Genomic DNA, 22,746 nt, shown 5'->3' on the forward strand with positions numbered 1-22,746 from the left:
TTTGTAATATAAGATTGGTGTGTTTTTTATAAAAAAGAGTTTTAGGGTGGTGGTGATGAGTTTGATTTTTTAGTTTATTCTTCGAAGTATGATTCGATGTCTAGGTCTTTTGCTTCTGCGATTTCTATTAGTTGTTTGTATAGTACTGGGTCTACTGGGGTTCCGTTTTCATGGTTTTTGTTTATGTTTTCTATTTCACGGTCTCCTGGTATTACTCCGTTTTCTTCTCTTATTTCACTTACGAATCTGTCTACGTAGAATTTGAATTGCATGGATCCTGCAAAGTGTTCTGGGTCTATTGCTATTAGTAGGTCTCCTTTTGTACACATTTCATCAGGTGTTGCGGTTCCTTTTACTTTTTCTCCATATTCTGCTCCTACTAGTGGTCCTGCTAGTAATTCAAACATGAATGCTAGTGCATATCCTTTGAATCCTCCGAATGGTAGGATTGATCCTTCTAGTCCTGCTGCAGGGTCTGTTGTTGGGTTTCCATCCTTGTCAAGTGCGAGGCCTTCTGGTATTTTTTCTCCTTTTCTTTTGGATTCTAGTAGTTTTCCTCTAGCTGTTACACTTGTTGCCATATCTACACATATGTAGTTGTGTATGTCATCTGATGGTATGCTTATTGTTATAGGGTTTGTTCCGAGTAATGCTTTTTTACCGCCAAATGGTGCCATTGCTGGTTCTGTATTTGATATTACTATTCCTATCATATCTTGTAGTGATGCTAAATCTGAGTAGTATCCTGCTATTCCATAGTGGTTACTGTCGTGTATTCCTACTATTCCTACTCCTGTTTCACTTGCTTTTTTCACTGCTAAATCCATTGCTTTTACTGTTACGTAGTGTCCGAATTTATGATTTCCGTTTATCAGTGCTGTTGATGGTGATTCTTTTTCTATTTCATAATCACCTTCTGTTTTTATTGTTCCAGCGTTTATACTTTTTATGTATTGTGGAAATCTTCCTAGTCCGTGTGTTGAGAATCCTTTTAGGTCTCCGTCTGTTATTACATCAGCTACTATGGATGCTTCATTTTTTTGTACTCCATATGCTAGTAATATTTCTTCGATTAGTTTTGATTCATTTTCTATACTTATCTTCATTGTTTCGCCTCTTATTTATTGATTGTTTTTCGTTAATTTATGAAATTATAATTCTATATTTTCGTTATTATATGTGTTTATGAGTACTCTGTTTTTCTCATCTTCCTGTATTTTTCCGATTACATATGTGTCATGGTATTTGTTTAGTATTTCTAGTGCTTGGTCTTTGTATTTTTCATCGAGTATTACTGCAAATCCTATGCCCATATTGAATACGTGGTACATTTCTTTGTCTTCTATGCCTGTTGCCTGTATTGCTTTGAATATTGGTAGTGGTTCTGGTAGGTTATCTATTATGTATGTCATGTTGTGGTTTAGTCTTTTTAGATTACTGAATCCTCCACCTGTTATATGTCCTAGTCCATGTACTTCAACATCTGAGTTTAGTAGTTCTATTATTGGGTCTACGTAGATTATTGTTGGTTCTAGCAGTGCTTCACCTACTGTTACTGAGTTGTCTGTTGGTAGTTTGTCTGTTACTTTGTAGTTAGCTATGTCCAGCAGTGCTTTTCTTGCTAGGCTTAATCCGTTACTGTGTACTCCACTACTGGTTATTCCTAGTATTATATCTCCATCTTTTATTTCTGTTCCTGTTATTATTTTGTTTTTGTCTACTGTTCCTATACCTGTTCCTGCTAGGTCAAAATCTTTTATTATTTTTGGTAAGGATGCTGTTTCTCCACCTATCATTGCTATTTTGGCTTGTTGACATCCTGCTTTTAGTCCTTTTCCTATTTCTTTTGCTATTTCTGGGTTTGGATGTTCTACGGCTAGATAGTCTACCATTGCTATTGGTTCTGCTCCCACACATAGTATGTCGTTTACAACCATAGCTATACAGTCTATTCCTACAGTATCATATTTTTCCATTTGTTTTGCGATTAGTATTTTACTTCCTACGCCGTCGGTACTCATTGCTATTGCTTTTTTTCCAAAGTCTACTAGTGCTGCGAAGTGTCCCTTGTTTTTTATTATATTTCTGTATTCTATTGTTTCTGCTAGTTCTCCTGTTAGTGCTTGTACTGTTTGTTCTTCTAGACTAATATCTACACCTGCTTCAGAGTATGTTACCATTTTCTCACCTGAATATTTTTTTTATAAAATTATTTCTTTTCGTGTTGGGGGGGGGGGTTTAGTTTTAACGAAAATATTTTTTCATGAATTAATTGTTCATTAATTAATTAGTTATTAATTATTTATCTCTTTCATAATTTTTATATATTCAGATAATTTTTTTATTTTTGTTGGGTGCATGTTATGTAAAAATAAATGAGTATTGTTTAGGTTGGTGGTTAGGTGAGGGAGGTTAGGTATGAGAGAGTTTACTTTTATTATTGTAGTCTTGTTGTTTCAAGATTCATTGGTGTTTTTGTTTCTATCTTATATGACCTGTATATACTACTTGCCAGGTCTAATGCTTTGTATGCATCTCCGTGGCATACTAGTATTTTATCTGGTTTTGGTGATAGTCTTCTTACATATTCCATTAATTGTTTTCTGTCACTGTGTCCACTGAATCCATCGATTGTTATTACTTCTAGGTTTATGTGGAATAGTTGTGTTACTCCATCTTTTTCTAGTGGCACTTCTTCGAATCCTTTCTGTATTCTTCTTCCTAGTGATCCCTCTGACTGGTATCCTACAAATATGATACTGTTCTTTTCGTCTTCACATAATTCTTTGAAGTATTCTACGGAGTTTCCTCCTGTTAACATTCCTGATGTTGATAGAATTATGCATGGTTCTGGGTTATCTATGAGTTTTCTTCTTTGTTCATTGTTTGTTACTTTTTCGAATACATCTGATATGAATGGATTTTTACCTATGTGGAATATTTGGTCTCTTAGGTCGTTGCTTAAGTATTCTGGGTGTGCTGTGTGTATTGCTGTTGCTTCCCAAATCATTCCGTCTATGTATACTGGTACTTCTTTTAGTATTCCATGGTTTATGTATTCTTCTAGTACTATCATTATTTCTTGTGCTCTTCCTACTGCAAATACAGGTATAAGCACTTTTCCGCCTCTGTTGAGTGTGTTGTATATTGTTTTTATTAGTTCTTTTTCTGCTGTGTTTCTTGTTGGTGTTACGTCTTCATGTCCTCCGTATGTACTTTCCATTACTAGTGATTCTATTCTTGGGAATCTTGTTACGGATGGTTCTAGCAGTCTGCTTTTCTCGTTTTTGAAGTCACCAGTGTATACAAAGTTGTGTTTTCCGTCTCCTATGTGGAGGTGTGCCATTGCTGATCCTACAATGTGTCCTGCATTATGTAGTGTTAGTCTCATATCTGGTGATATGTCTGTTACTTCTCCATAATCTAGTGTTATTGTTTTGTTTATTGTTTCTTTCACATCTTTTATGTTGAATGGTAGTGGATCGTCTTCTCTGTGTGATATATCTATGTGGTCTTGTTGTAGTAGTGTCATCATGTCTCTTGTTGGTGTTGTACAGTATGTTGGTCCCTGGTATCCGTAATGGTATAGGTATGGTACGAATCCGGAGTGGTCTAGGTGTGCGTGTGTTATGATTACAGCGTCTAGGTCGTTAAGGTTGAATTCTGGCACGTTTAGGTATGGGTATGATGTTTTATCATCGACTCCTGCCACGTTTACTCCACAGTCTAGTATTACTTTACTGTTTGGTGTCTGTAAAAATAGGCAGGATCGTCCTACTTCTCTGAATCCTCCTAGGGATGTTAGTCTTACCCAGTCGTTATCGAATTCTGCTTCTCTGTGTATTCTTTTTCCCAGTCTTTGTAGGAATTCTTTTCTTTCTTTACTGTTTCTTCTTAGTGTTAATCTTATTCTCTGTATTGTTTCTGAGGTTATTGGTGGTGTTCTTAGTATTTTTGGTGCCCATCCTGTCTGTTTTACTATTTCACGTGATGTTGCCCCATATTTTCCTATTACCAGTCCTGGTTTTTTGGATTCTATTATTACTTCACATGTTACTTCGTCAAAGGATATGTCTGTTATATCTGCATCTTTTGGTACTATTTCCTCTATTTTTTCTATTGTTTCTGTTGGGTCTAATAGTACTGATTTGTCTGATCTGATGATGATTCTTTTTCTGATATCTTTTGCCAGGTCTCTTATGATGTTTCCGTTGTCTTTGATTATTTCAGGATTTTTGGTGTATATGACTATCTCTGGACCTTCGAATTCTACTTTTGCTAATTTTACTCTTTCGGGTAAACGTTCAGTAATTTTTTCTGTGATCTCTTCGATCATACTCATGGTTTCACTCTCTCTTTATCTATTGATAATTTTTACATGTAAATTATCTTCATGATTTGTTGTAATTTTGTTGTAATATTATTTTTTTTAGTTAAAAAATTCTTTTAGAAAAATAATGTATGCGATTTTTTAACTAATTATTTTTTGAAATAAATAGTCTTATTTTTTGTTTTATAAGTTGAGTTTGAATAATAGTTTATTCTCATGTATTCTACGTAGTGTTTTTTTTTATTGTTTAAGTTGATTTTTGGATAATCTCTATAATTAGTATTTGTGAGTTTATCATAACTTAAAAAAAATTGTTATTATGTTGGCTATTTTTTGTAGAATTACATGTTAAAAATAATTAATAATAACTTTGTTTGTTGTTATATATAATTGTTTTATCTTAATTAGTATAATTTTTATTAGATGTTGGTATTTTTTTTCTTTAGAAAAAAGGTAGTGGTGGGGGTTATATTTTTTTTCGTGTTTACATGTTTTCTTTTATTTGTGCTATTTCTTCTCGGGTGTATATTTTCATTCCGTCTTCTGTTATTGTTGCTAGTCTGTAGTGGTTTCCGGAGTATACGTCTCTTTCCATTGCTGAGGTTATTGCTTTTATTGCTACTTCTTTTCCTTCTTCTACGGTTATGTCTTCATTGTATCTGTCTTCTAGTACTCCTAGTGCGTATGGTGATCCTGATCCTGTGGATATGCATTTGTCTTCTATGTAGCTTCCACTTGGGTCCATGGAGTATAGTTTTGGTCCTTTTTTGTCTACTCCACCTACAATTGTTTGTACGTAGAATGGTTGTGATTTTAGGATGTTACTTGTTAGTACTGCTAATGAGTCTATTGACATTTCTTTTTCGTTTCTTAGTTTGTATAGTGATATTTCTGCTTTGAGTATGTCCATTAGTGATTGTGCGTGTGATACTGTTCCTGCGATTGTTGCTCCTATTTTATCATCTAGTTGGAAGAGTTTGTCTGCATTTTTATTTGCTACTAGGCTTCCCATGGTTGCTCTGGTTTCGGTTGCTAGTACAACTCCGTCTTTGCAAACAAATCCTACTGTTGTTGTTCCTTTCATATTTTTGTCTGTGTCGTTCATGGATTTACACCTCATTTCTTTCATATTTTTGTGATTTGTTTATTATTTTTATTTTTTTTTTAATGTATTGTTTTATGAAATAATTTTTTTGATAATAATAACATTTTTTCTTATGATTTTTTGTTTTTTTATTTCATTTATTATACATTAAATTTTTTTTATTATTTTTTTATTATTTGTTTTTACGATAATAGTTTATTAATTTTATTTTATATACTTTTGGTTATTAAAATGTTTCTTGAAATAAATTTATGAAACAATTATTTCTTAATTAGTATGATTTTTATAGAAAAAGTATAAAGTGGGGGGGGGGAAGTGTTAATACATGTATTAGTCTTTAGTCATGTATTTTTCTTTAATTGTTTCTGCAATTTTCATGAATTCTTTTGCTGCTGCAGATTCAGGTTCTGATTTAACAATAGGTTGGTCGAATTTATCTGCTGATTCAGATACACTTGTTCTGAATGGTAAATCTCCCAGATAATCTACATCCATTGCTTCTGCGAAGTCTTTTCCTTTTGTATCTCCGAAGAGGTTAATCTTCTCGTTACAGTGTGGACATTCGAAGTAGGACATATTTTCGATTAAACCTATTTTATCTATGTGTAGCATTTTTGTCATGGTTACACATTTTGTTACATCTTCTTCTGATACTGAGCTTGGTGTGGTTACCATTACTGCTGCGTCAAGGTCTGGTATCATCTGAAGTACTGTTAGTGGTTCGTCTCCTGTGCCCGGTGGGTTGTCAAATATCATAACATCAAGATTGCTCCATGCTACATCTGATATTAATTGTTTGATTGCACCTGTTTTTTGTGGTCCTCTCCATATGATTGGTGAACCTGTGTTTTCTATTAGAAATGCCATGGATGCAACAAGTATACCGTCATCTGTTTCTACTGGTATTAACTTGTTTCCTTTTACATTTAGTTTTTTATCTTCTATTCCTAACATTTTAGGTACGTTAGGTCCATGAATGTCTACATCATATAATGCTGTTTTTAATCCCATTGCATTAAATGCTTGAGCTAAATTAACAGCAACAGTGGATTTTCCTACTCCACCTTTACCACTCATAACTGCTATTTTATATTTGATGTGTGATAAGTTACGAGTTATATTAATATTTTGTTCCATTATAGCTTTCTTATCTTCTTCGGATAATCCAGCTCCATGTTCATGTGCCATTTTTTTATAACTCCTTATATTGAAAAATGATAATAGAATATAAGTTTTTTTTAGCTAAGTATTTTAATTTATCGTTGTCTTATTTTTTTATATATTCTATAATAATTTTTATGCTTTTGCTGTTTTATAAAATTAATCATTATCAATCATAAAAATTAGTTTTGAATAAAACGAATAATACCTGTTATTGCATAAAAAAACACAAACAGACAAACAAAAAAATAAAAAAAAGAAAAAGAAAAACCCGAAAAACTATAAAATAGAACTCTCAGGAAGTATTTTTACTAATGTATGATCATACATCTTAGATTTTTTAATCTCAGCAATATCACCTAAACGATAATCCTCAACCATAACATCACTAATCTCATCATGATACTCATCATAAGGTAACTTTACACGAACACCGTCAAGCTGACTAACAATACTCATAGGAGAATTAATATGAGCAACATCAGGAACCTTCCTCTCCAAAGCAATCTTAGTAATAACAGGTGAAACAATTAACGGGTCATCATTAAGATCCTCTTTCTGTTTAGAAATAATATCCTCAGCAGTAGAAACAAGTTTTCTAAGAGCACGGATATTCTCCCCACGTTTCAACCTTCTAGGTATACGGCCAAAACCAGCAACATAAGCATTAGCATTAATCTCTTCTGCAGGAATCTCAGGACTACCAGTTACAATAACAGGAATATCAATATCCTCAAATAAGAATTTCTTCTTACGAATACAGTCTTCAAAACTACCTAATGAAAAGATTGCAAGGTCATGCTCCTCAATTAAATCCTTCTCACGCTTGCTAATCTGTGAAATACCCTTACCAGCACCACGGGCAAGACCAATCATATTAGTCTTAGTACCATACCGTCTAAGATACTCAGCAATATCACAGGCAGCATGAGGTAAATGCTGACGTGCAAGAGTAGGAGATACAACAGCAATCTCAGTACTAGCTAAAGGAGAAAGCTCCACATCACCAAGTAAATCCTTAGCCTTATCTTTAATTTTACCAGTGTCCTCTGCAGGAACAGCTATAGTTAATGTAATATCAAGTTGTGATGCATTCTTTTGTAAAATAAATCCACCAAGATCCTCAATCAACTCTTCCATCTCATAATGTTTGTGGACTCCACCAGTATAAGTCATTGTTTCATACATAATTCATTCTCCAGAAATTCATATCTTTTATTAACACGTTTAATAATACTTCTTGATACATTCTTATGTGAAGGAACAATAATAACATTATCGCCCTCCACATTTATATCCATATAATCAGGCATAACAACATAATCATAATCCTCATCAACAAGAGTAAAACCCATGTCTAACAAGGTATCCTTAAGAAAATCACTATACACTTTAACCAGAATATCCTTCCTGTATCTCTTTCTATTCAAATTATTCTTATTTAAATTCTTAAGTCGGATAATAGCATTCTCATCAACATCAGTACCAAATTTATCGCTTAGCATGAAGATATTATCAAATATCTGAGGATAAGTATTTAATTTAACAGGAATCACCGGAATATCACACTTTGTCTCAGATAAAAGAATTGCCACATCAGCATCCCTAATCTCTGAAGGTTTAACTACAGTATAATCAGTTATTCCAGACATTTTCAGAATATCTTCACACATTGGTGTTGTTATAATTTTCATACTAAATACTTCTTTTAATTTAAATTCTTAATTAAATATTATAATTCTTATCACTATTACTTTTTCTTACAATAAAATCTAATAATCCTATTATACGTTTATATATTAATAAAAAATACATATAATAATCCTAAAAAAATAAAATGAAGAAAAAAGATAATAATATAATAATATCAATTTAAAAGGTGGTACGTATGAAAGTAAACGTAAGCTTATATAATTCTGAAACCAGTGATTTAGCAATAATGGTTGACTTACTACGAGCAAGTACAACAATAACAATAGCACTAAACAACTTCAATAGAGTAATACCAGTAAATACTATTGAATCAGCTTTTGAATTGAAAGAAAAATACCATGCCATACTAGCAGGTGAAAAAAAGATAATAAAAATAGATGGATTTGACGTATCTAATTCACCATATGAAATACAAGACTACACAGATGACACACTAATACTAAAATCAACAAATGGAACAAAAGTTCTGGAAAACTTGGGAAAAAATGAGAAAACTAAGATACTCATAGGATCTGCAATAAATGCAAAAGCAGTAGCACAAACAGCACTAAACATGGCTGATGAAGAAATAGACATAATAATGGCTGGAAGACATGGAAAATTCACAATAGAAGACTGTTTGGGAGCAGGAATAATCATTAATGAAATGATTAAATTAGCAATAGAAGAAGATATAGATTTAGAACTAACAGAATTTGCTCAGGTAGCTAAAATGATATCAAGTGATTATCTTATAGCAAAAGACCTTATAAATTCATCAAACAGTGCAGATATACTAAGAGACTTAGACTACATAGAAGATATAAAAATATGCACATTAGTAAATGAATTGGACACAGTACCAATATACAGGAACAATGAAATAACCAAACTAGAAAATTAGAACGCTCAATAATTATGTGATAATAATGAATGAAGAAGAAAATATTAACCCTTTAAATCAAAGAATATTCCGACAACCACCAATAATACGCTTCAATCAAAACACACCAGCAACACAGGAAACAGAAGAAGAAACTATAGAACCAATACATGAACCATCACTAGAAATAGTAGGAACAGCACACATATCCGATAAAAGTATAGACAAAGTACGAGAAACAATACATGAGAAAAAACCAGAAATTGTAGCAATAGAATTAGACCTGGGAAGATATCAAGGATTACTGGATGAAGAAAGAGGAATAAAAAGAGAACAAAAATTTGATTTAAAACAGTTACTCAAATCATCAAATCTAACAGTGACAATAGTAAGCTTGATTCTATCACACGCCCAGAAACAAATGGGGGAAGAAGTGGGAGTAAAGCCAGGATCAGAAATGCTTGAAGCAGCACATATAGCACAGGAAGTAAATGCAGATTTAGCACTAATCGATAGGAATATTCAGATAACACTAAAACGTACAATTAATGGAATGAGCTTCAGAGAAAAACTATCATTCGTATGGGAACTAATAACATCCTATTTCCTGGGTGATGATGAAGATGAGGAAGCATTCAAAGAAGAAGTAGAACAGCTAAAACAAGATGATACAATAAAAGAGGTAATGAACTACTTCAAAGAAGCATCTCCTGGAGGATACAATGCTCTAGTACATGAAAGAGATGCATATATGGCATATAACCTAAAAAGTTTAGAAGATAAGAACGTAGTAGCCGTAGTAGGAGCAGGACATAAAAATGGTATACTAACCTACCTAGACCAGCCAGGCACGATACCCCCCATTGAGTCAATTGATCAGGTAAAGGAGTCAAGATTCTCTATAATCCAGATAATACTATACTCAATACCAGTGCTATTTATTGTAGTATTTGGATTAGCATTTATAAATGGAATAAATATACAGGGTGGAATAATAAATTACCTAATATTTGCTGGAGGAGGAGCACTAATAGGCTCATTACTATCAGGATCAAAAATACAATCAGCAATAGTGGCAATGCTGGTAGCACCAGTAACAGTAATACATCCGCTACTGGCAGCAGGATGGTTTTCAGGAATAGTTGAAGGAAAACTAAGACATGTGGGATTCAAAGACTTAGAAGAACTATCAAACTTTGAATCATTCAGTGATTTATGGCATAATAAACTATTCAGAGTAATACTAGTTGTGCTAGGAACAAACATAGGATGTACAATAGGATTTCTAATAACATTAAACAATGTATTCCTGCCATATCTTCAAGCAATATTCTAAAAATAATTAAAATAAAGGGATGGTGATATAATGGCATATCTAATATACAGGTGTGACTGTGGAAGAGTACTATACTCAAAAGAAGATACAAAAACAAAAAAATGTCCATGTGGAAAAACACTGAACGTTAAAAAAAGAAGAATATTAAAAACTGCAGAGACAGCAAGACAAGCAACAATGGCTGTACAAGATATGCAAGAAGAAATATATGGTGGGTCTATATTTAGAACTGCAGACCAATTATAAATCACTCATTTTTTCTATTATTTCTCTAGTCATCTTACAAGCCTTACATGGACTTTGAGCTGTAGGCTGACCACAAATTTCACACTTATCTAAGTGTACTTGTTTTGTTGGAAGACGAAATGTCTTCTTAAATGAATTAAATATATTACGCTTAATACCCTTCTGGTTTTCCTCTAATTTATTAAGATATAATTTAACATCACTTCTAAGAGAAGTGACTGAGTAGGGACATTCCTCATCATGAATAGGAATATTATTTATAACACACCAAAGTCCAACGTCCTTCTCAGGTAACTGCCATAATGGCTTTATCCGTGGTACCATATTCTCGTGGATACGGTCAAGTACTGGTGAAAACTTCGGAAATTTATTTCTATCATTTCTTGCAAAGGTCATGAGAAAAGATTGAATTTCATCATCCATGTTATGACCTGTAGCAATTTTATCACAATTATGTGAATCTGAAATTTTATTTAACAAGTATCTTCTATAAACTCCGCAGGGCATACATGTACTTTTATAGATGTCATGAATATCATCTAAATTATAACCCCACTCATCTTTAAATGAATAAATGGTTAATGGCACATTTAATCTTTCACAGTTTTCTTTTGCTGAGCGTATACCATGCTCTCTGTATCCACAGATACCTTCATCAATACAAACTGCTTCAATACTAAAATTAATATCTGATTCTAACCTGTACTGGCATAACATATGTAATGTCAGTATACTGTCTTTTCCACCAGAAACACCTATCATGATTTTCTCATCATCTTTTATGAGTTTATAATCATTCAGGGTTTTAAATACATTATCTTTCACATATTTATTAAATTGTTCTTGTTCTATTTTCATAGTTAAAACATTATCCTATTAATTGAATAAAAGAAAAAAAGTAGGGAGGGTGATGAGTTTATTGTAATAATTCTTCAGAACCTTTTTTAACAGTTTCAATAATTGTGTCAAGTTCCTCAGTTGTTAATGATGGATGTACAGGTAAGGAAATTACTTGACTTGCTGCTAGTTCTGCTTCTGGACAGTTTCCAGTAAATCCTTGTGCTTGGTAGTATGGTTGTTTATATAATACTATTGGATAATGAACTCCTGTTCCTATTTCATTTTTAGTTAGGAAGTCTCTGAATGCATCTCTGTCTTTTGATACACGAATAGTGTACTGGTGGAATACGTGTGTACCATAATCTGCTATTTCAGGAGTAGTTATGCCTTCAACATCTTTTAATCCTTCAGATAAATATGCTGCATTTTCATTTCTGATTTTGTTGAATTCATCTACTCTTTTTAGTTGAACTAATCCTATACTTGCAGCTATGTCTGTCATCCTATAATTATATCCTAATAAGGATTGTTCGTATCTTTTGCTTTCACCGTGAGCTCTTACCATACCAGCTTTTTCTGCAAGGTCAGCATCATTAGTTGTGACCATTCCACCTTCACCAGTGGTCATGTTTTTTGTTGGATAGAAACTGAAACATCCAAAGTCTCCAAGACTTCCAACTTTTTTACCTTTGTAAGTGGTTCCATGTGCTTGTGCTGCATCTTCAATAACGGTTAAGTCATGTTCTTCTGCTAGTTCAAGTATAGGGTCCATGTCAGCACTTTGTCCATATAAGTGTACAGGTAGTATTGCTTTTGTTTTATCTGTAATTGCTTCTTCTACTTTAGCAGGATCTAATGTGAATGTTTTTGGGTCTATATCTGCAAATACTGGTGTTGCTCCAGTATATAATACTGAATTTGATGTTGCTGCAAATGTGAATGGTGTTGTTATTACTTCATCACCTGCTTTTATTCCACTTGCAACTAGTGCTGTGTGTAGTGCTGTTGTACCGGAGCTTGTTGCAACTCCATATCCAGCTTCTACGAATTTTGCAAACTCTTTCTGGAACTGGTCTACTTTTGGGCCTTGTGCTAACATTCCAGATTTCAATACTTCAGTCACAGCTTCTATTTCTTCATCATGTATTATTGGTTTTGCTATATTAATCATATTATCGTCTCTTTTAGTATATAATTGATAAGTACTTAATTAATTATGAAAATAATTCTTTATATCCTATTTTTTAGATTATTATTATGTTGAAATAAAAATCTATTAATGAAAATTAATTATTGTATTATTATTTTTAATTTAATCTATAATAATTTTTTTATTTCCCTATATAATCTACTCTAAATTTTTAAAATATAATCAAAATATAGATAAAAATCTTTTACTTAATTTTTATTATCCTTGTTAAATAAATATAACAATATTAGAATTTTATTGAAAATACATGATATTACTTTAAAATATTTTATAGGATGTAAGATTAATGGATACACATATAATTGAAGAAGGATTAGTTAAAATAGAAGTGCCTGATTTTGAAAAAGTATCAGCAAAGGCTCCTGTTTTCTATAATCCTGTAATGGAAATGAATAGAGACATATCTGTTGTTGTAATAAATCAGTATAGAAAACTGGTAGACCATGATATTAGTATATGCGACGCCTTTGGTGGTACTGGTATTAGAGGTGCAAGATATTCCAAGGAGATACCAGGCGTTAACCATGTTGTTGTAGGGGATGTAAATCCTCTTGCAGTTGAAATAGCAAGAAGTAACATGGAATTAAATGATATTTCTAATGTTGAAGTTGAAAAAAATGATGCTAACATATTACTACAATCTAATAAGGGATTGTTTGATGTTGTTGATATTGATCCATTTGGTACACCAGCCATGTTTCTACAATCTACAGCAGCTAATATAAGACCCGGTGGATTAATATGTATTAGTGCTACTGATACATCCGCATTATGTGGAACATATCATGATCCTTGTCTTAGAAAATATGGTGCTGAACCTCAGAAAACTGAATATTGTCATGAAAATGGTATTAGAATTCTAGCAGCAGCAATGGCCAGAAATCTTGCAGTTAATCAGAAATATTTACACATCCTGTTTTCACATAGTACAGAGCATTATATGAGAATATATGCTATAGTTAAACGTGGGGGTAAGAAGACTAATCAGTCATTGGATAATATTGGATTTATTGCTCATTGTCCAGAGTGTCTTCACAGAGAAACAATACATGGATATGCACCAAGTATTCCTGAAAATTGTCCTATATGTGGAGCTAAATATAATGTTGCTGGTCCATTATGGCTTGGTGATATATGGGATAAGGAATTTTTAGAAGGAATGATAAACATGGCAGAGTCCTTAAAATTAAATAAAAAAGATGACTTGCTAAAATTATTCCATAAATGTTATGATGAAGCAGATGGTCCTGTTACATTCTATGATATTCATAAGATTTGTAAGAATTTAAAAATTAGTTCTCCTAAGATAAATGATGTAATTGATGAAATAGATAAGAGAGGTTATTTCATATCAAGAACACACTTTAAATTAACTGGTATGAGAACAGATATGCCTTTAGAGGAATTAAAACAATTAATATTAGATGTTAAAGAAGAAAAACTAGGTAATGATGTATAAGTTTTATTAATTCTAATATTAAATACTCTTTTTTTATTAAAATAGCATAAGTTAATTTTCTTTCAAAAAAAGTAAGAAGGAAGGTTAATATGTTTATTTTTTTTCGTTAGTAGAAATTATTTTTTCATTAATATTATTTATTCATAATTTAACATGTTATGAGTGTAATAATATTGTAATTCTGATGCATGCTGTATCTCATATGATCTATATGGATTATTGAAGTATGGGAATAGGAATCCTGTCAGTGCATGAACTGCTCCACTAAAGTGTCCGAATTGTTTACAACAGATTTGGTAATATAATGGGAATCCACATCCAGGGTTTATAAATATACTTCCCTGACGTACAGTTCCGTGCCATACCATTGGTATTGGACCTTCCTGTCCATGGTCTTTTGCCATAGTCATTACTTGTGCCCATGCATCATCATAATTATCGAATATTTGACCATCTACTTTATAGTTCCATTTATCATCAGGAACTCCATTAATACCATAATCTAGTACTTGTCCCCAGTCAATATTTACTTGAGCTCCAGCAGTATCCATGAATGCCATTTCGATAATATACACATTACCATTCATGAAATTTCTATAATTTGAACTTCCCGCGTAATGTATAACAATTGCACATTTAGAGCCACGTTCCTCTGCATATTGTGCTAATAAATTTGCATGAACGTGACCTGGATACATATCAGGATTTGCAATTTTTACGAATGCAAGTCGACCTAGAGGTTGAACATCATCAGACGTTTGTTCTGATGCGACAAATACGATACCTACTAATAGAACAATGATAATTATAAATCCTGCATACCATTTCATTAAAGTTCACCATTTTCTTAATTAGATTAAATATCAATAATCTTTTAGTTAATATATATTTTTTTAAACCTTTTAATATTATGGTAATTTAAAATATTTTTTTTATTAGATTGGAATTAGTTATTGTTCAAATGTTATTTTAAGTATAACTAGCTATGGATTTATCAAAGATTAAATTATAATTTATTCATAATTTAGGACGATTATATGTATTTTTTTTAGTTAATACTCTGAATTTCTTTGATTTATTCGTTTTATTAAATCCAGGATTATTATTAAAAATTGTAATTTATCATAGTTTTTTATAAAATCTGTTCTATATCATTAGAAATATTTTGAAAATAATTTACATAATTTATAAAATTGTTCATTTTTTTAAAAAAGTATATAAATAGTGATAGTTATAATAAGAGTAACGATAATTGTAAAAATTTAAATTAGTATTCTAATTTTATTTTTAAATAATTTTAAAATACTTGTTGGAATAAAAAACAACATATACAATTATTTATTAAAGATTAAGATAAAATAAGAGCTGTGGTAAATCATGAAGGAAGAATATAATGTTTTTGAGGAAGAACCTGAAAATTTAGCTCTATCTATGGATAATTTGGATAAAAAAATATTGGAATTATTAAGCGATGATGGCCGTAAATCTTATAGGAAAATATCAAGAGAATTAGGTGTTTCAGTAGGTACCGTCCATAACAGGGTAGATAAACTAACAAAAACAGGTATAATTAATAAATTTGTTCCAGTAATTAATCATGAAAAACTAGGTTATACTCTTACAGCTATAATAGGATTAGAAATCAAAGGAGGTTCAGTATCCTTTTTAACTGATAAAGAGGAATTTAAAGATAATTTATTAGCAGTTTATGATGTTACCGGACAATTTGACGGTATAGTTATAGCTAAGTTTAGAAACACATTTGAACTTAACAAGTTTATTAAATTATTATTAAAAGAAGATACTGTAATTAGATCTTACACTCAAACTGTATTAAATATAGTTAAAGAGGAATTAAATACCTCTATGATTAATTTTGAGGATTAATCGTTTTTTTTTACTTATCTTTTTTTTTAATTAATAGCTAATTTTTGTAATTAATTTAATTTATAGTAGTTAATATTTTACAATTTTTTTAGGGAATGCCATTTCTTTTTTTTTAAAATCTATTTTTTTTTGGGAATGGGTTATATTTGAATATGATAAATATCAAATAATAGATTATAGTAGAAAATTATTATTTTTTAAGAACTTAAGAGGAGAGGAGTTTAGATAATGTCAGTTCCTGAATTTCCAGATACACAGGATAAACAACCATCTGCACCTATTTCATTAACAAGAGTTGGTGTTACAGGTGTTAAGAAGTTATTGAAGATAGAACGCAGTGGTAATAAGCGTCCAATAATATTATTACCAACATTTGATGCATTTGTAGATTTACCAAGTACTCAAAAAGGAGTACACATGTCAAGAAATCCTGAGGCAATATCAGAAATAGTAGATGAAGCAACAAATGAACCAGAAATACATATTGAAACAATATGTGCAAATCTAGTAAAAAAATTACTTGAAAAACATGAATATGCAGTTAATGCAGAAACAGAAGCAAAAAGTGAATATATAATAAACAAACTATCACCAGTAACAAAAAAGAAAACACAGGAAACAACACAAATCATTTCAAGAGCAGTAGCACATAAAAACGAGGATGGAACAATAAACGTTAAAAAAATGATAGGAGCTGAAGTAGTAGGAATGACAGTATGTCCATGTGCACAGGAATCAGTAGAAAAAGATTCAAAAGAAAAATTACTAGAATTCCTAGATAAAGAAACAACTGAAAAAGTATTAAAAACAGTTACATTTGCTTCACATAATCAGAGGGGAATTGGTACAATATTACTGGAAGTATCTGAGAATCAAGAAGTTAACGTTGATGATTTAATAAGTATCATACAGGAATCTATGAGTTCACCAGTATGTGAAATATTAAAAAGACCAGATGAAAATAGAATAGTAACTAATGCACATCAAAACCCTGTATTTGTGGAAGATTGTGTACGTAACATGGTAATTGGTTTATTAAACAAATATCCTAATTTACCAGATAATTCAATGGTTACAATAAGACAAGTAAACCAGGAAAGTATTCACCAACACAACGCATTTGCAGAAAAAGTAGCATCATTTGGTGAATTAAGACAGGAAAACATGCAGGAGTAAAATAAAATGGAAGTAATGGAATTATCACGAAAAATTATGGACTACCTAGGCGCATTCAAGGGATCAAGACCAGTAGTTCATAACCCTGAGGCAATGATAATCAGAGGAAAAGCAGAACATAAACTAAAACCTGAAGAGATATTACCAAAACTAAATAATTTATTCAAAGACTTAGGTATAAAAAAGGTACAGGTTAACTCAGAAAAAGCAAGAGTATTAACTGATCAAGTTGATGCAACGTTTAGAAAAACAACTGACGTCTTTGATGAATCTCATGGAATTGCAGGAATTGAAAAATTAAAACATACATTTGAGATAACAGGCTTTGAAGCAGATTATCTTGTAGGAGAAATAGAGGATATAGCAACTTATGTTGTAATGTGGATGGATAAATCTGGAGTTGGACCAATGTTTGTAGAAGCAATGGTTGTCAAAGTACATCCACTAGAAAAATAAATTCTTCCCTCTTTTTTTATCATTATATTATATTTACATATAAACGTGATTTTTATGAATTCTATCATATCAAAAAATGAAGCTAAAAAAATACTAGAATTAGATGTTATAGATATACTTGACATAATAAAAAAAATCAATCAAGATAGGCCTAATAAAAATATTACATATTCACGTAATGTATTTCTACCAATAACACACATCTGTAATAATAATTGTGGGTACTGCACATTTAAACAAACACCAGAAGAATCCGATTATCTGTTAATGAATGAAAAAGAAGTAAAAACAATCATAGAAGAAGGCGTGAAATATGATTGTACAGAAGCACTATTCACCTTTGGAGAATCAGCAGATAAAACAGAACCAGTACAAGAAAAACTAAAAGAATACAACTGTGAAACAATGGTAGACTATGTATACAAACTATCAAAAAATACACTAGACAACTATGACATATTACCCCACACTAACATGGGCATAATATCACGTGAGGATTTAGCACGATTATCACAGGTAAATGCATCAATGGGATTAATGTTAGAAACAACAAATAAACACTTACTAAAAACAGTAGCACATAAAGACAGTCCAGGAAAAAATCCTAAAAAAAGAATCAAATATATAACAGATGCAGGAAAAGAAAACATACCATTCACAACAGGACTATTAATAGGAATCGGAGAAACTATGGATGACCACATAGAATCATTATTCAAGATAAGAGAAATACAGGATAAATACCAGCACATCCAAGAAATAATAATACAAAATTTCAAACCAAAAACAGGAATTGCAATGGAAAACTATCCAGAGCCACCAGTAACAGAATTAATAAAACTAACAATACTAGCACACATAATGTTTCCCGATGTAAGTATACAAATACCACCAAATCTTAATCAAAAATTAATGTCCATATTTACAATAGTCGGAGCTGATGATATAGGTGGAATTTCACCAATAACTAAAGACTACGTTAATCCTGACGAAACATGGCCTAAAATCACAGAACTGGAAAGAGAACTAAACAGTATAAACTTTAAATTAGAAGAAAGATTACCAGTATACAAGAAATACATCAATGAAAAATATTTAAATGAAAATATATTAAAAAAAGCATTAAAACTTCAAAAAAGAATTGAAATTAATTAATTTGTATATCTACAACTGTATGATATACACCTGGTGAATATTTTTTAATTTTACGCTTATTCAATACTTTTATACTTCTGCCCTGTTTTTCAGCAGCTTTTCTAACTCTTTCCACAGGTCTTGTGAATAAAATTGGCTCTGGAGTTGATTCATGATAATGTAATACTCCACCTTTTTTTAAATAGTGTATACCACTATCAAGGTAATCCTCTGTATTACCAATATATCCCATTAATACTCTGTCAGCAACATGATCAAAATCCTGTAAATCACAATCCCCGAGTATTGGTTCGACTATGTCTTCTACTTTATTTAGTTTAATGTTCTCACAGAGAAATTCATAAGAATTTGGATTTATCTCAATAGCATAAATCTTTTTTGGCTTAGAATGTACAGCCATTGGAATTGTGAAATATCCAATACCTGCAAACATGTCTATGATAGTTTCATCGCTTTCAGGTAACTTACTCATTCTTAATCTTTCACCAGTATTTCCCTTAGACCACATTACTTTGGCAACATCTATTTTAAATTTACAATAGTTTTCTTTATGGATAGTTTCTGTACCTTCACCATAAATCATTTCAATATCTGGTTCTCTTTTCTGACCATGTATTTGTCCTAATTTTACTACTCTATTGATATAAGGTAATTTTAGTATTTCATCTAAATTATCAGGTACTTTTTTTACTACCAATATATCGCCTATTACTTTACCTTTCATATGATTACCTTTATTTATCTATGTACGCCCATGTAATTTATTAATTCAATTAAATCTTCAAATGCTATTAATTCCTGTTTAAGAACATCATTCTTTGTTAATGTTCCACTCATTTCTCCATCAGCAGTTAACATGTCTGGTCCTCTATGAATAAGACGGAAATTTCCATCACGTCTGAAAATTTCCTCTGCACGCAAATCATGTACAAAGCATCTTCCAGGAATTATCACAGTATCTTTAACTTCATTTAAGTCAATTGCTCTCAAGTCTTCTTCTGTAATTAGACATGCAATTTCTTGTTCTGTTCCTATAACATTGACATAGTCTGTTGCTTCCAGATTTGTCAGTATTTTTTCTATGTATGGTGCTGATATTTTACTAGTAATTATTGTGGCCTCGGCTCTTATTTTTGTAAGAATATCCAGGTATTCTTTATTTTTATCTTTTGATATTGCATAAGGAGCATCTGTTTCTGGGTCACATACAGGAGTTCCTGTAACTCTTAAATTATATTCACGTGCTGTGTCTCTTACTAATTGTTCAAATTCTTGTATTGGCTGGGGTTTAACACCAGGAACTATAGGGTCACTATTCAGGATTAGTCCTTGATTTCTTGTATTTGCAAATCTCATTAATATTAATGCTTTAGCACCCCATGATTCTAGTTGTTCACATGTTCTTGCTAGTTCTTCACCATCATTAACTCCAGGTATTATTATTGAAGCAGCATGAACATCACAGGTTTCACAGAATCTTTTCAGTGCTTCGATTGATGCTTCAGGTGTCGGGTCATGCATCCACTTCTTTCTTAATACAGGATCTGTGGAGAAAACAGTGTATGTAGTTTCGATAACTCCATTATTGGTTAATTTATCCACAAGATCAGGGTCATCTATACCTTTACCACTAGTATATCCCAGGTGTATTGGAAATCCCATGTCATGTATTCCTTTTGATAATTCTAATAAATGAGGATAACAACTAACATCACCATCACCAGTAATGTTTACCATAGTGTCTCTTGAGAGTTCTGTTTGAAAAATATTGTTTTGTAATGATGCCAGTACATTAAATGGCTGTAGATAGTCTCGTTTCATGTTTGTATCAGTGGTACAATGAGGACAACCTATTTGTCCTGGCGGACAGTTTTTACAGCCTAGTATCTTCTTATCTCTAACATTTTTAAAATAACAATATTCACAAAAACCTCTACAGTTTTTACCAGGTATTCCTCCAATATCGGCCATTATTTGCATAAGTAATTATTTATTAGTAATGTATTTTAATAATATTGTTAAGTTTGATAAAAATAATTTAATTTAAAACAAGAATTATTTATTTTCGTATCAGGAATATAATCTGAAAATAGGGACAAATAGTTGTTTATTATAGTATTTACTTCATAATGTATGGATAAGTCTTTTTTTCATTGAGTTTAAGCATTATTATTTGAAACTTAAAAATTGTTGATAAAAATATCATTTTTATTTCATGAATTCTAGAGTTAAATTAAAAAAATATAATCTATGCTACGTATATAATTATATATATTATAATAATGTATCACATTAAAAATTAATTTAAGGTAATTAAAATGATTGGAAAAAGTACTCATATTGTTGATTGTAGGGAAACAAGAGGAATAGGTGAAGGTGGTGGAATAGCACAGCGTGGAACATATGCTCAATGTGGAGATGATTTGTTAGCTGTGGCTATGTCACCAGGTCGTAGACATATTACAAAACCAGTTTGTGAAATTACTTTTGCATTAAGAGAGGCTAATATTCAAACCAGTACTTTAGTTCTTAATGCTGGTTCAGGGGTTCCTAGAGACACACCTACTGGTGGAGGTAACGGTCTATTTGGAGTTACACCTAAAGAAATTTCACAGATGGGTAGGCATAAAGTAGTGTTAATACACTTTGGCGGAGTAAAAAATCATATTATTTATAAGGCAAAACACGTACTGAAAAATATTAACAAACCTGTTATAATTATTTCACAGTATCCTGTTGACTTTGAAGATTTTGCAAAAATTGGAGTTAAAACTGCTGCTGTAATGCCTGAAAAACCAGAAACACAGGGAACAATTGTTGAATTAATAACTGATGTAATTCGTGGAGAATCCTGTACTCAACAAAAATTAGATGAAATAATCGATAAAGTTGAAAATACAATTGAAAAGTATGGGTATTAATGAAGAGGTAACGAATATGGATATAGTATATAATCTATGTTTAGTTACTCTGATGGGATTTTTAGCAATCTTAGCTGGTATGTTTGAGGATTTGGAATCTGATGTAGCATCAACAAGTAATCCAAATTCTCAGGTTCAACTAGCACCACAGGTAGGTAATTTACATAAATTATTTAACAGAGCAGTATCTGGAGAACCATTGCTTGTTGGTACAATGGCAACTATAGCTGGATCTATTACTTATGTATTATTACAAATAAATCAACCAGTACTATTGTCAATATTATTAGCAACTATTATAACAACAATAATACAAGCTATTTTTTCAGTTACTTCATACATGGGACGTATAACAAGTCAAGCATTATATAATCAACCATTGTTTATGGATGTCATATATAAACATGTTCCTGTAGCTGCAGCACATGCTTTCATAAACTTATTTTCAATTACAACACTAGCTTATCTAATGATTTACGTCTTACAACCAGCAATTCCATTAACATTACCTATTGCAACATTGTTATTAGGTGTTTCATTAGGTTCTATCGGGTCTGCTGTTGGAGATATTCACTATGGTGCTGAAAAACTATATCAACATCATAAGTATGGTTCAGGAATACCTGTATCTGTTAATGGTGATATAACAACAAGAGATTCATTAGGTTCTAGAAATTCATTGGATGTAGTTAAATTCTGTTCTAAATTTGCTGGACCAATAACAGGGCTTTGTTTTGGAATAATTATATTCCTTAATTTTTGGATATTCCTAGTTTTCGGAGTACAAATAGGATTAGTTGTAGGATTTATAATAGTTCTACTAATATTAGGATTAAATTACTTATTAGAACGTAGGTCTCGTTCTATATATGGAGAATATGAAAAATAA

The 22,746-nt window shown here is 31.4% G+C and carries 22 protein-coding genes; 10 read left to right on the top strand and 12 right to left on the bottom strand.

Annotated features, from left to right (window positions below; genetic code table 11):
- Positions 1-74: 74 nt before the first annotated feature.
- The 7 genes from comC to OTK55_RS04355 form a co-directional block, all read right to left on the bottom strand.
- Entirely contained in the window at positions 75-1,106 is a 1,032-nt protein-coding gene (gene comC, locus OTK55_RS04325; protein WP_274870813.1) for an L-sulfolactate dehydrogenase, read from the bottom strand.
- A gap of 45 nt (positions 1,107-1,151) precedes the next feature.
- Positions 1,152-2,180 carry a phosphoribosylformylglycinamidine cyclo-ligase gene (gene purM / locus OTK55_RS04330; RefSeq protein ID WP_274870814.1) on the bottom strand — a complete coding sequence of 343 codons (1,029 nt, stop codon included), beginning with the start codon at positions 2,178-2,180 and terminating at the stop codon, positions 1,152-1,154.
- A gap of 257 nt (positions 2,181-2,437) precedes the next feature.
- The gene (locus tag OTK55_RS04335; protein ID WP_407652435.1) at positions 2,438-4,336 is read right to left on the bottom strand and encodes a beta-CASP ribonuclease aCPSF1; all 1,899 of its coding nucleotides are present in this window, start codon (positions 4,334-4,336) and stop codon (positions 2,438-2,440) included.
- A gap of 478 nt (positions 4,337-4,814) precedes the next feature.
- Positions 4,815-5,435 carry an archaeal proteasome endopeptidase complex subunit beta gene (gene psmB, locus OTK55_RS04340; RefSeq protein WP_274870818.1) on the bottom strand — a complete coding sequence of 207 codons (621 nt, stop codon included), beginning with the start codon at positions 5,433-5,435 and terminating at the stop codon, positions 4,815-4,817.
- 330 nt (positions 5,436-5,765) lie between these two features.
- Positions 5,766-6,623 (bottom strand): Mrp/NBP35 family ATP-binding protein, encoded by an 858-nt coding sequence (locus tag OTK55_RS04345; RefSeq protein ID WP_274870820.1) that lies wholly within the window; start codon positions 6,621-6,623, stop codon positions 5,766-5,768.
- Positions 6,624-6,875: 252 nt separating this feature from the next.
- A complete protein-coding gene (locus OTK55_RS04350; RefSeq protein ID WP_274870823.1) occupies positions 6,876-7,784 on the bottom strand; it encodes a methanogenesis marker 7 protein in 909 nt (302 codons plus the stop codon).
- Positions 7,769-8,290: a hypothetical protein gene (locus OTK55_RS04355; protein ID WP_274870824.1), complete on the bottom strand. Its 522-nt coding sequence runs from the start codon at positions 8,288-8,290 to the stop codon at positions 7,769-7,771. The genes OTK55_RS04350 and OTK55_RS04355 overlap by 16 nt, the downstream gene beginning before the upstream one ends.
- A 194-nt stretch (positions 8,291-8,484) precedes the next feature.
- Here OTK55_RS04355 and comB point away from each other — a divergent pair, with 194 nt between their 5' ends.
- Genes comB through OTK55_RS04370 form a run of 3 tightly spaced genes read left to right on the top strand, consistent with a single transcriptional unit; the run spans position 8,485 to position 10,753 of the window.
- Positions 8,485-9,192: a 2-phosphosulfolactate phosphatase gene (gene comB / locus OTK55_RS04360; RefSeq protein ID WP_274870825.1), complete on the top strand. Its 708-nt coding sequence runs from the start codon at positions 8,485-8,487 to the stop codon at positions 9,190-9,192.
- Between the two features lie 25 nt (positions 9,193-9,217).
- On the top strand, positions 9,218-10,507 hold the full coding sequence (locus tag OTK55_RS04365) for a TraB/GumN family protein (RefSeq protein WP_274870826.1): 1,290 nt from the start codon (positions 9,218-9,220) through the stop codon (positions 10,505-10,507).
- A 30-nt stretch (positions 10,508-10,537) separates the two neighbouring features.
- On the top strand, positions 10,538-10,753 hold the full coding sequence (locus OTK55_RS04370; protein WP_274870828.1) for a DUF1922 domain-containing protein: 216 nt from the start codon (positions 10,538-10,540) through the stop codon (positions 10,751-10,753).
- Here the strand turns inward: OTK55_RS04370 and OTK55_RS04375 are convergent.
- Positions 10,748-11,611 (bottom strand): TIGR00269 family protein, encoded by an 864-nt coding sequence (locus OTK55_RS04375; RefSeq protein ID WP_274870829.1) that lies wholly within the window; start codon positions 11,609-11,611, stop codon positions 10,748-10,750. The two genes, OTK55_RS04370 and OTK55_RS04375, sit on opposite strands and share 6 nt — an antisense overlap.
- A gap of 58 nt (positions 11,612-11,669) precedes the next feature.
- Entirely contained in the window at positions 11,670-12,764 is a 1,095-nt protein-coding gene (locus OTK55_RS04380; protein WP_274870830.1) for a DegT/DnrJ/EryC1/StrS family aminotransferase, read from the bottom strand.
- 325 nt (positions 12,765-13,089) lie between these two features.
- Between OTK55_RS04380 and OTK55_RS04385 the strand changes: the two genes are divergently transcribed.
- Positions 13,090-14,262, top strand: a complete 1,173-nt coding sequence (locus OTK55_RS04385; RefSeq protein ID WP_274870831.1) for a tRNA (guanine(10)-N(2))-dimethyltransferase — start codon at positions 13,090-13,092, stop codon at positions 14,260-14,262.
- Positions 14,263-14,399: 137 nt separating this feature from the next.
- Here the strand turns inward: OTK55_RS04385 and OTK55_RS04390 are convergent, their stop codons facing one another.
- On the bottom strand, positions 14,400-15,092 hold the full coding sequence (locus OTK55_RS04390; protein WP_274870832.1) for a hypothetical protein: 693 nt from the start codon (positions 15,090-15,092) through the stop codon (positions 14,400-14,402).
- Between the two features lie 547 nt (positions 15,093-15,639).
- Here OTK55_RS04390 and OTK55_RS04395 point away from each other — a divergent pair.
- The 4 genes from OTK55_RS04395 to cofG all read left to right on the top strand — a co-directional run bounded on the left by OTK55_RS04395 (position 15,640) and on the right by cofG (position 18,936).
- Entirely contained in the window at positions 15,640-16,149 is a 510-nt protein-coding gene (locus OTK55_RS04395) for an Lrp/AsnC family transcriptional regulator (RefSeq protein ID WP_274870833.1), read from the top strand.
- Positions 16,150-16,377: 228 nt separating this feature from the next.
- Positions 16,378-17,325, top strand: a complete 948-nt coding sequence (gene mptA / locus OTK55_RS04400; protein WP_274870834.1) for a GTP cyclohydrolase MptA — start codon at positions 16,378-16,380, stop codon at positions 17,323-17,325.
- A 6-nt stretch (positions 17,326-17,331) separates the two neighbouring features.
- Positions 17,332-17,781 carry a DUF2120 family protein gene (locus tag OTK55_RS04405; protein WP_274870836.1) on the top strand — a complete coding sequence of 150 codons (450 nt, stop codon included), beginning with the start codon at positions 17,332-17,334 and terminating at the stop codon, positions 17,779-17,781.
- Positions 17,782-17,844: 63 nt separating this feature from the next.
- Positions 17,845-18,936, top strand: coding sequence for a 7,8-didemethyl-8-hydroxy-5-deazariboflavin synthase CofG (cofG, locus tag OTK55_RS04410; protein WP_407652436.1), 1,092 nt, complete (start codon positions 17,845-17,847; stop codon positions 18,934-18,936).
- Here cofG and OTK55_RS04415 read toward each other — a convergent pair.
- Both OTK55_RS04415 and mmp10 read right to left on the bottom strand, forming a co-directional pair.
- Positions 18,929-19,660 carry a class I SAM-dependent methyltransferase gene (locus OTK55_RS04415; protein WP_274870840.1) on the bottom strand — a complete coding sequence of 244 codons (732 nt, stop codon included), beginning with the start codon at positions 19,658-19,660 and terminating at the stop codon, positions 18,929-18,931. The genes cofG and OTK55_RS04415 overlap by 8 nt on opposite strands.
- Before the next feature lie 14 nt (positions 19,661-19,674).
- Complete coding sequence (mmp10, locus tag OTK55_RS04420; protein ID WP_274870842.1) at positions 19,675-20,916, bottom strand: methyl coenzyme M reductase-arginine methyltransferase Mmp10; 1,242 nt, start codon at positions 20,914-20,916, stop codon at positions 19,675-19,677.
- Positions 20,917-21,254: 338 nt separating this feature from the next.
- Here mmp10 and mcrC point away from each other — a divergent pair, with 338 nt between their 5' ends.
- Together mcrC and mtrE are read left to right on the top strand one after the other, a co-directional pair.
- The gene (mcrC, locus tag OTK55_RS04425) at positions 21,255-21,857 is read left to right on the top strand and encodes a methyl-coenzyme M reductase I operon protein C (protein WP_274870843.1); all 603 of its coding nucleotides are present in this window, start codon (positions 21,255-21,257) and stop codon (positions 21,855-21,857) included.
- A gap of 16 nt (positions 21,858-21,873) precedes the next feature.
- Positions 21,874-22,746: a tetrahydromethanopterin S-methyltransferase subunit E gene (gene mtrE, locus OTK55_RS04430; RefSeq protein WP_274870844.1), complete on the top strand. Its 873-nt coding sequence runs from the start codon at positions 21,874-21,876 to the stop codon at positions 22,744-22,746.

Origin of the sequence: Candidatus Methanosphaera massiliense (assembly GCF_028890305.1) — an archaeon.
Lineage (GTDB): Archaea > Methanobacteriota > Methanobacteria > Methanobacteriales > Methanobacteriaceae > Methanosphaera > Methanosphaera massiliense.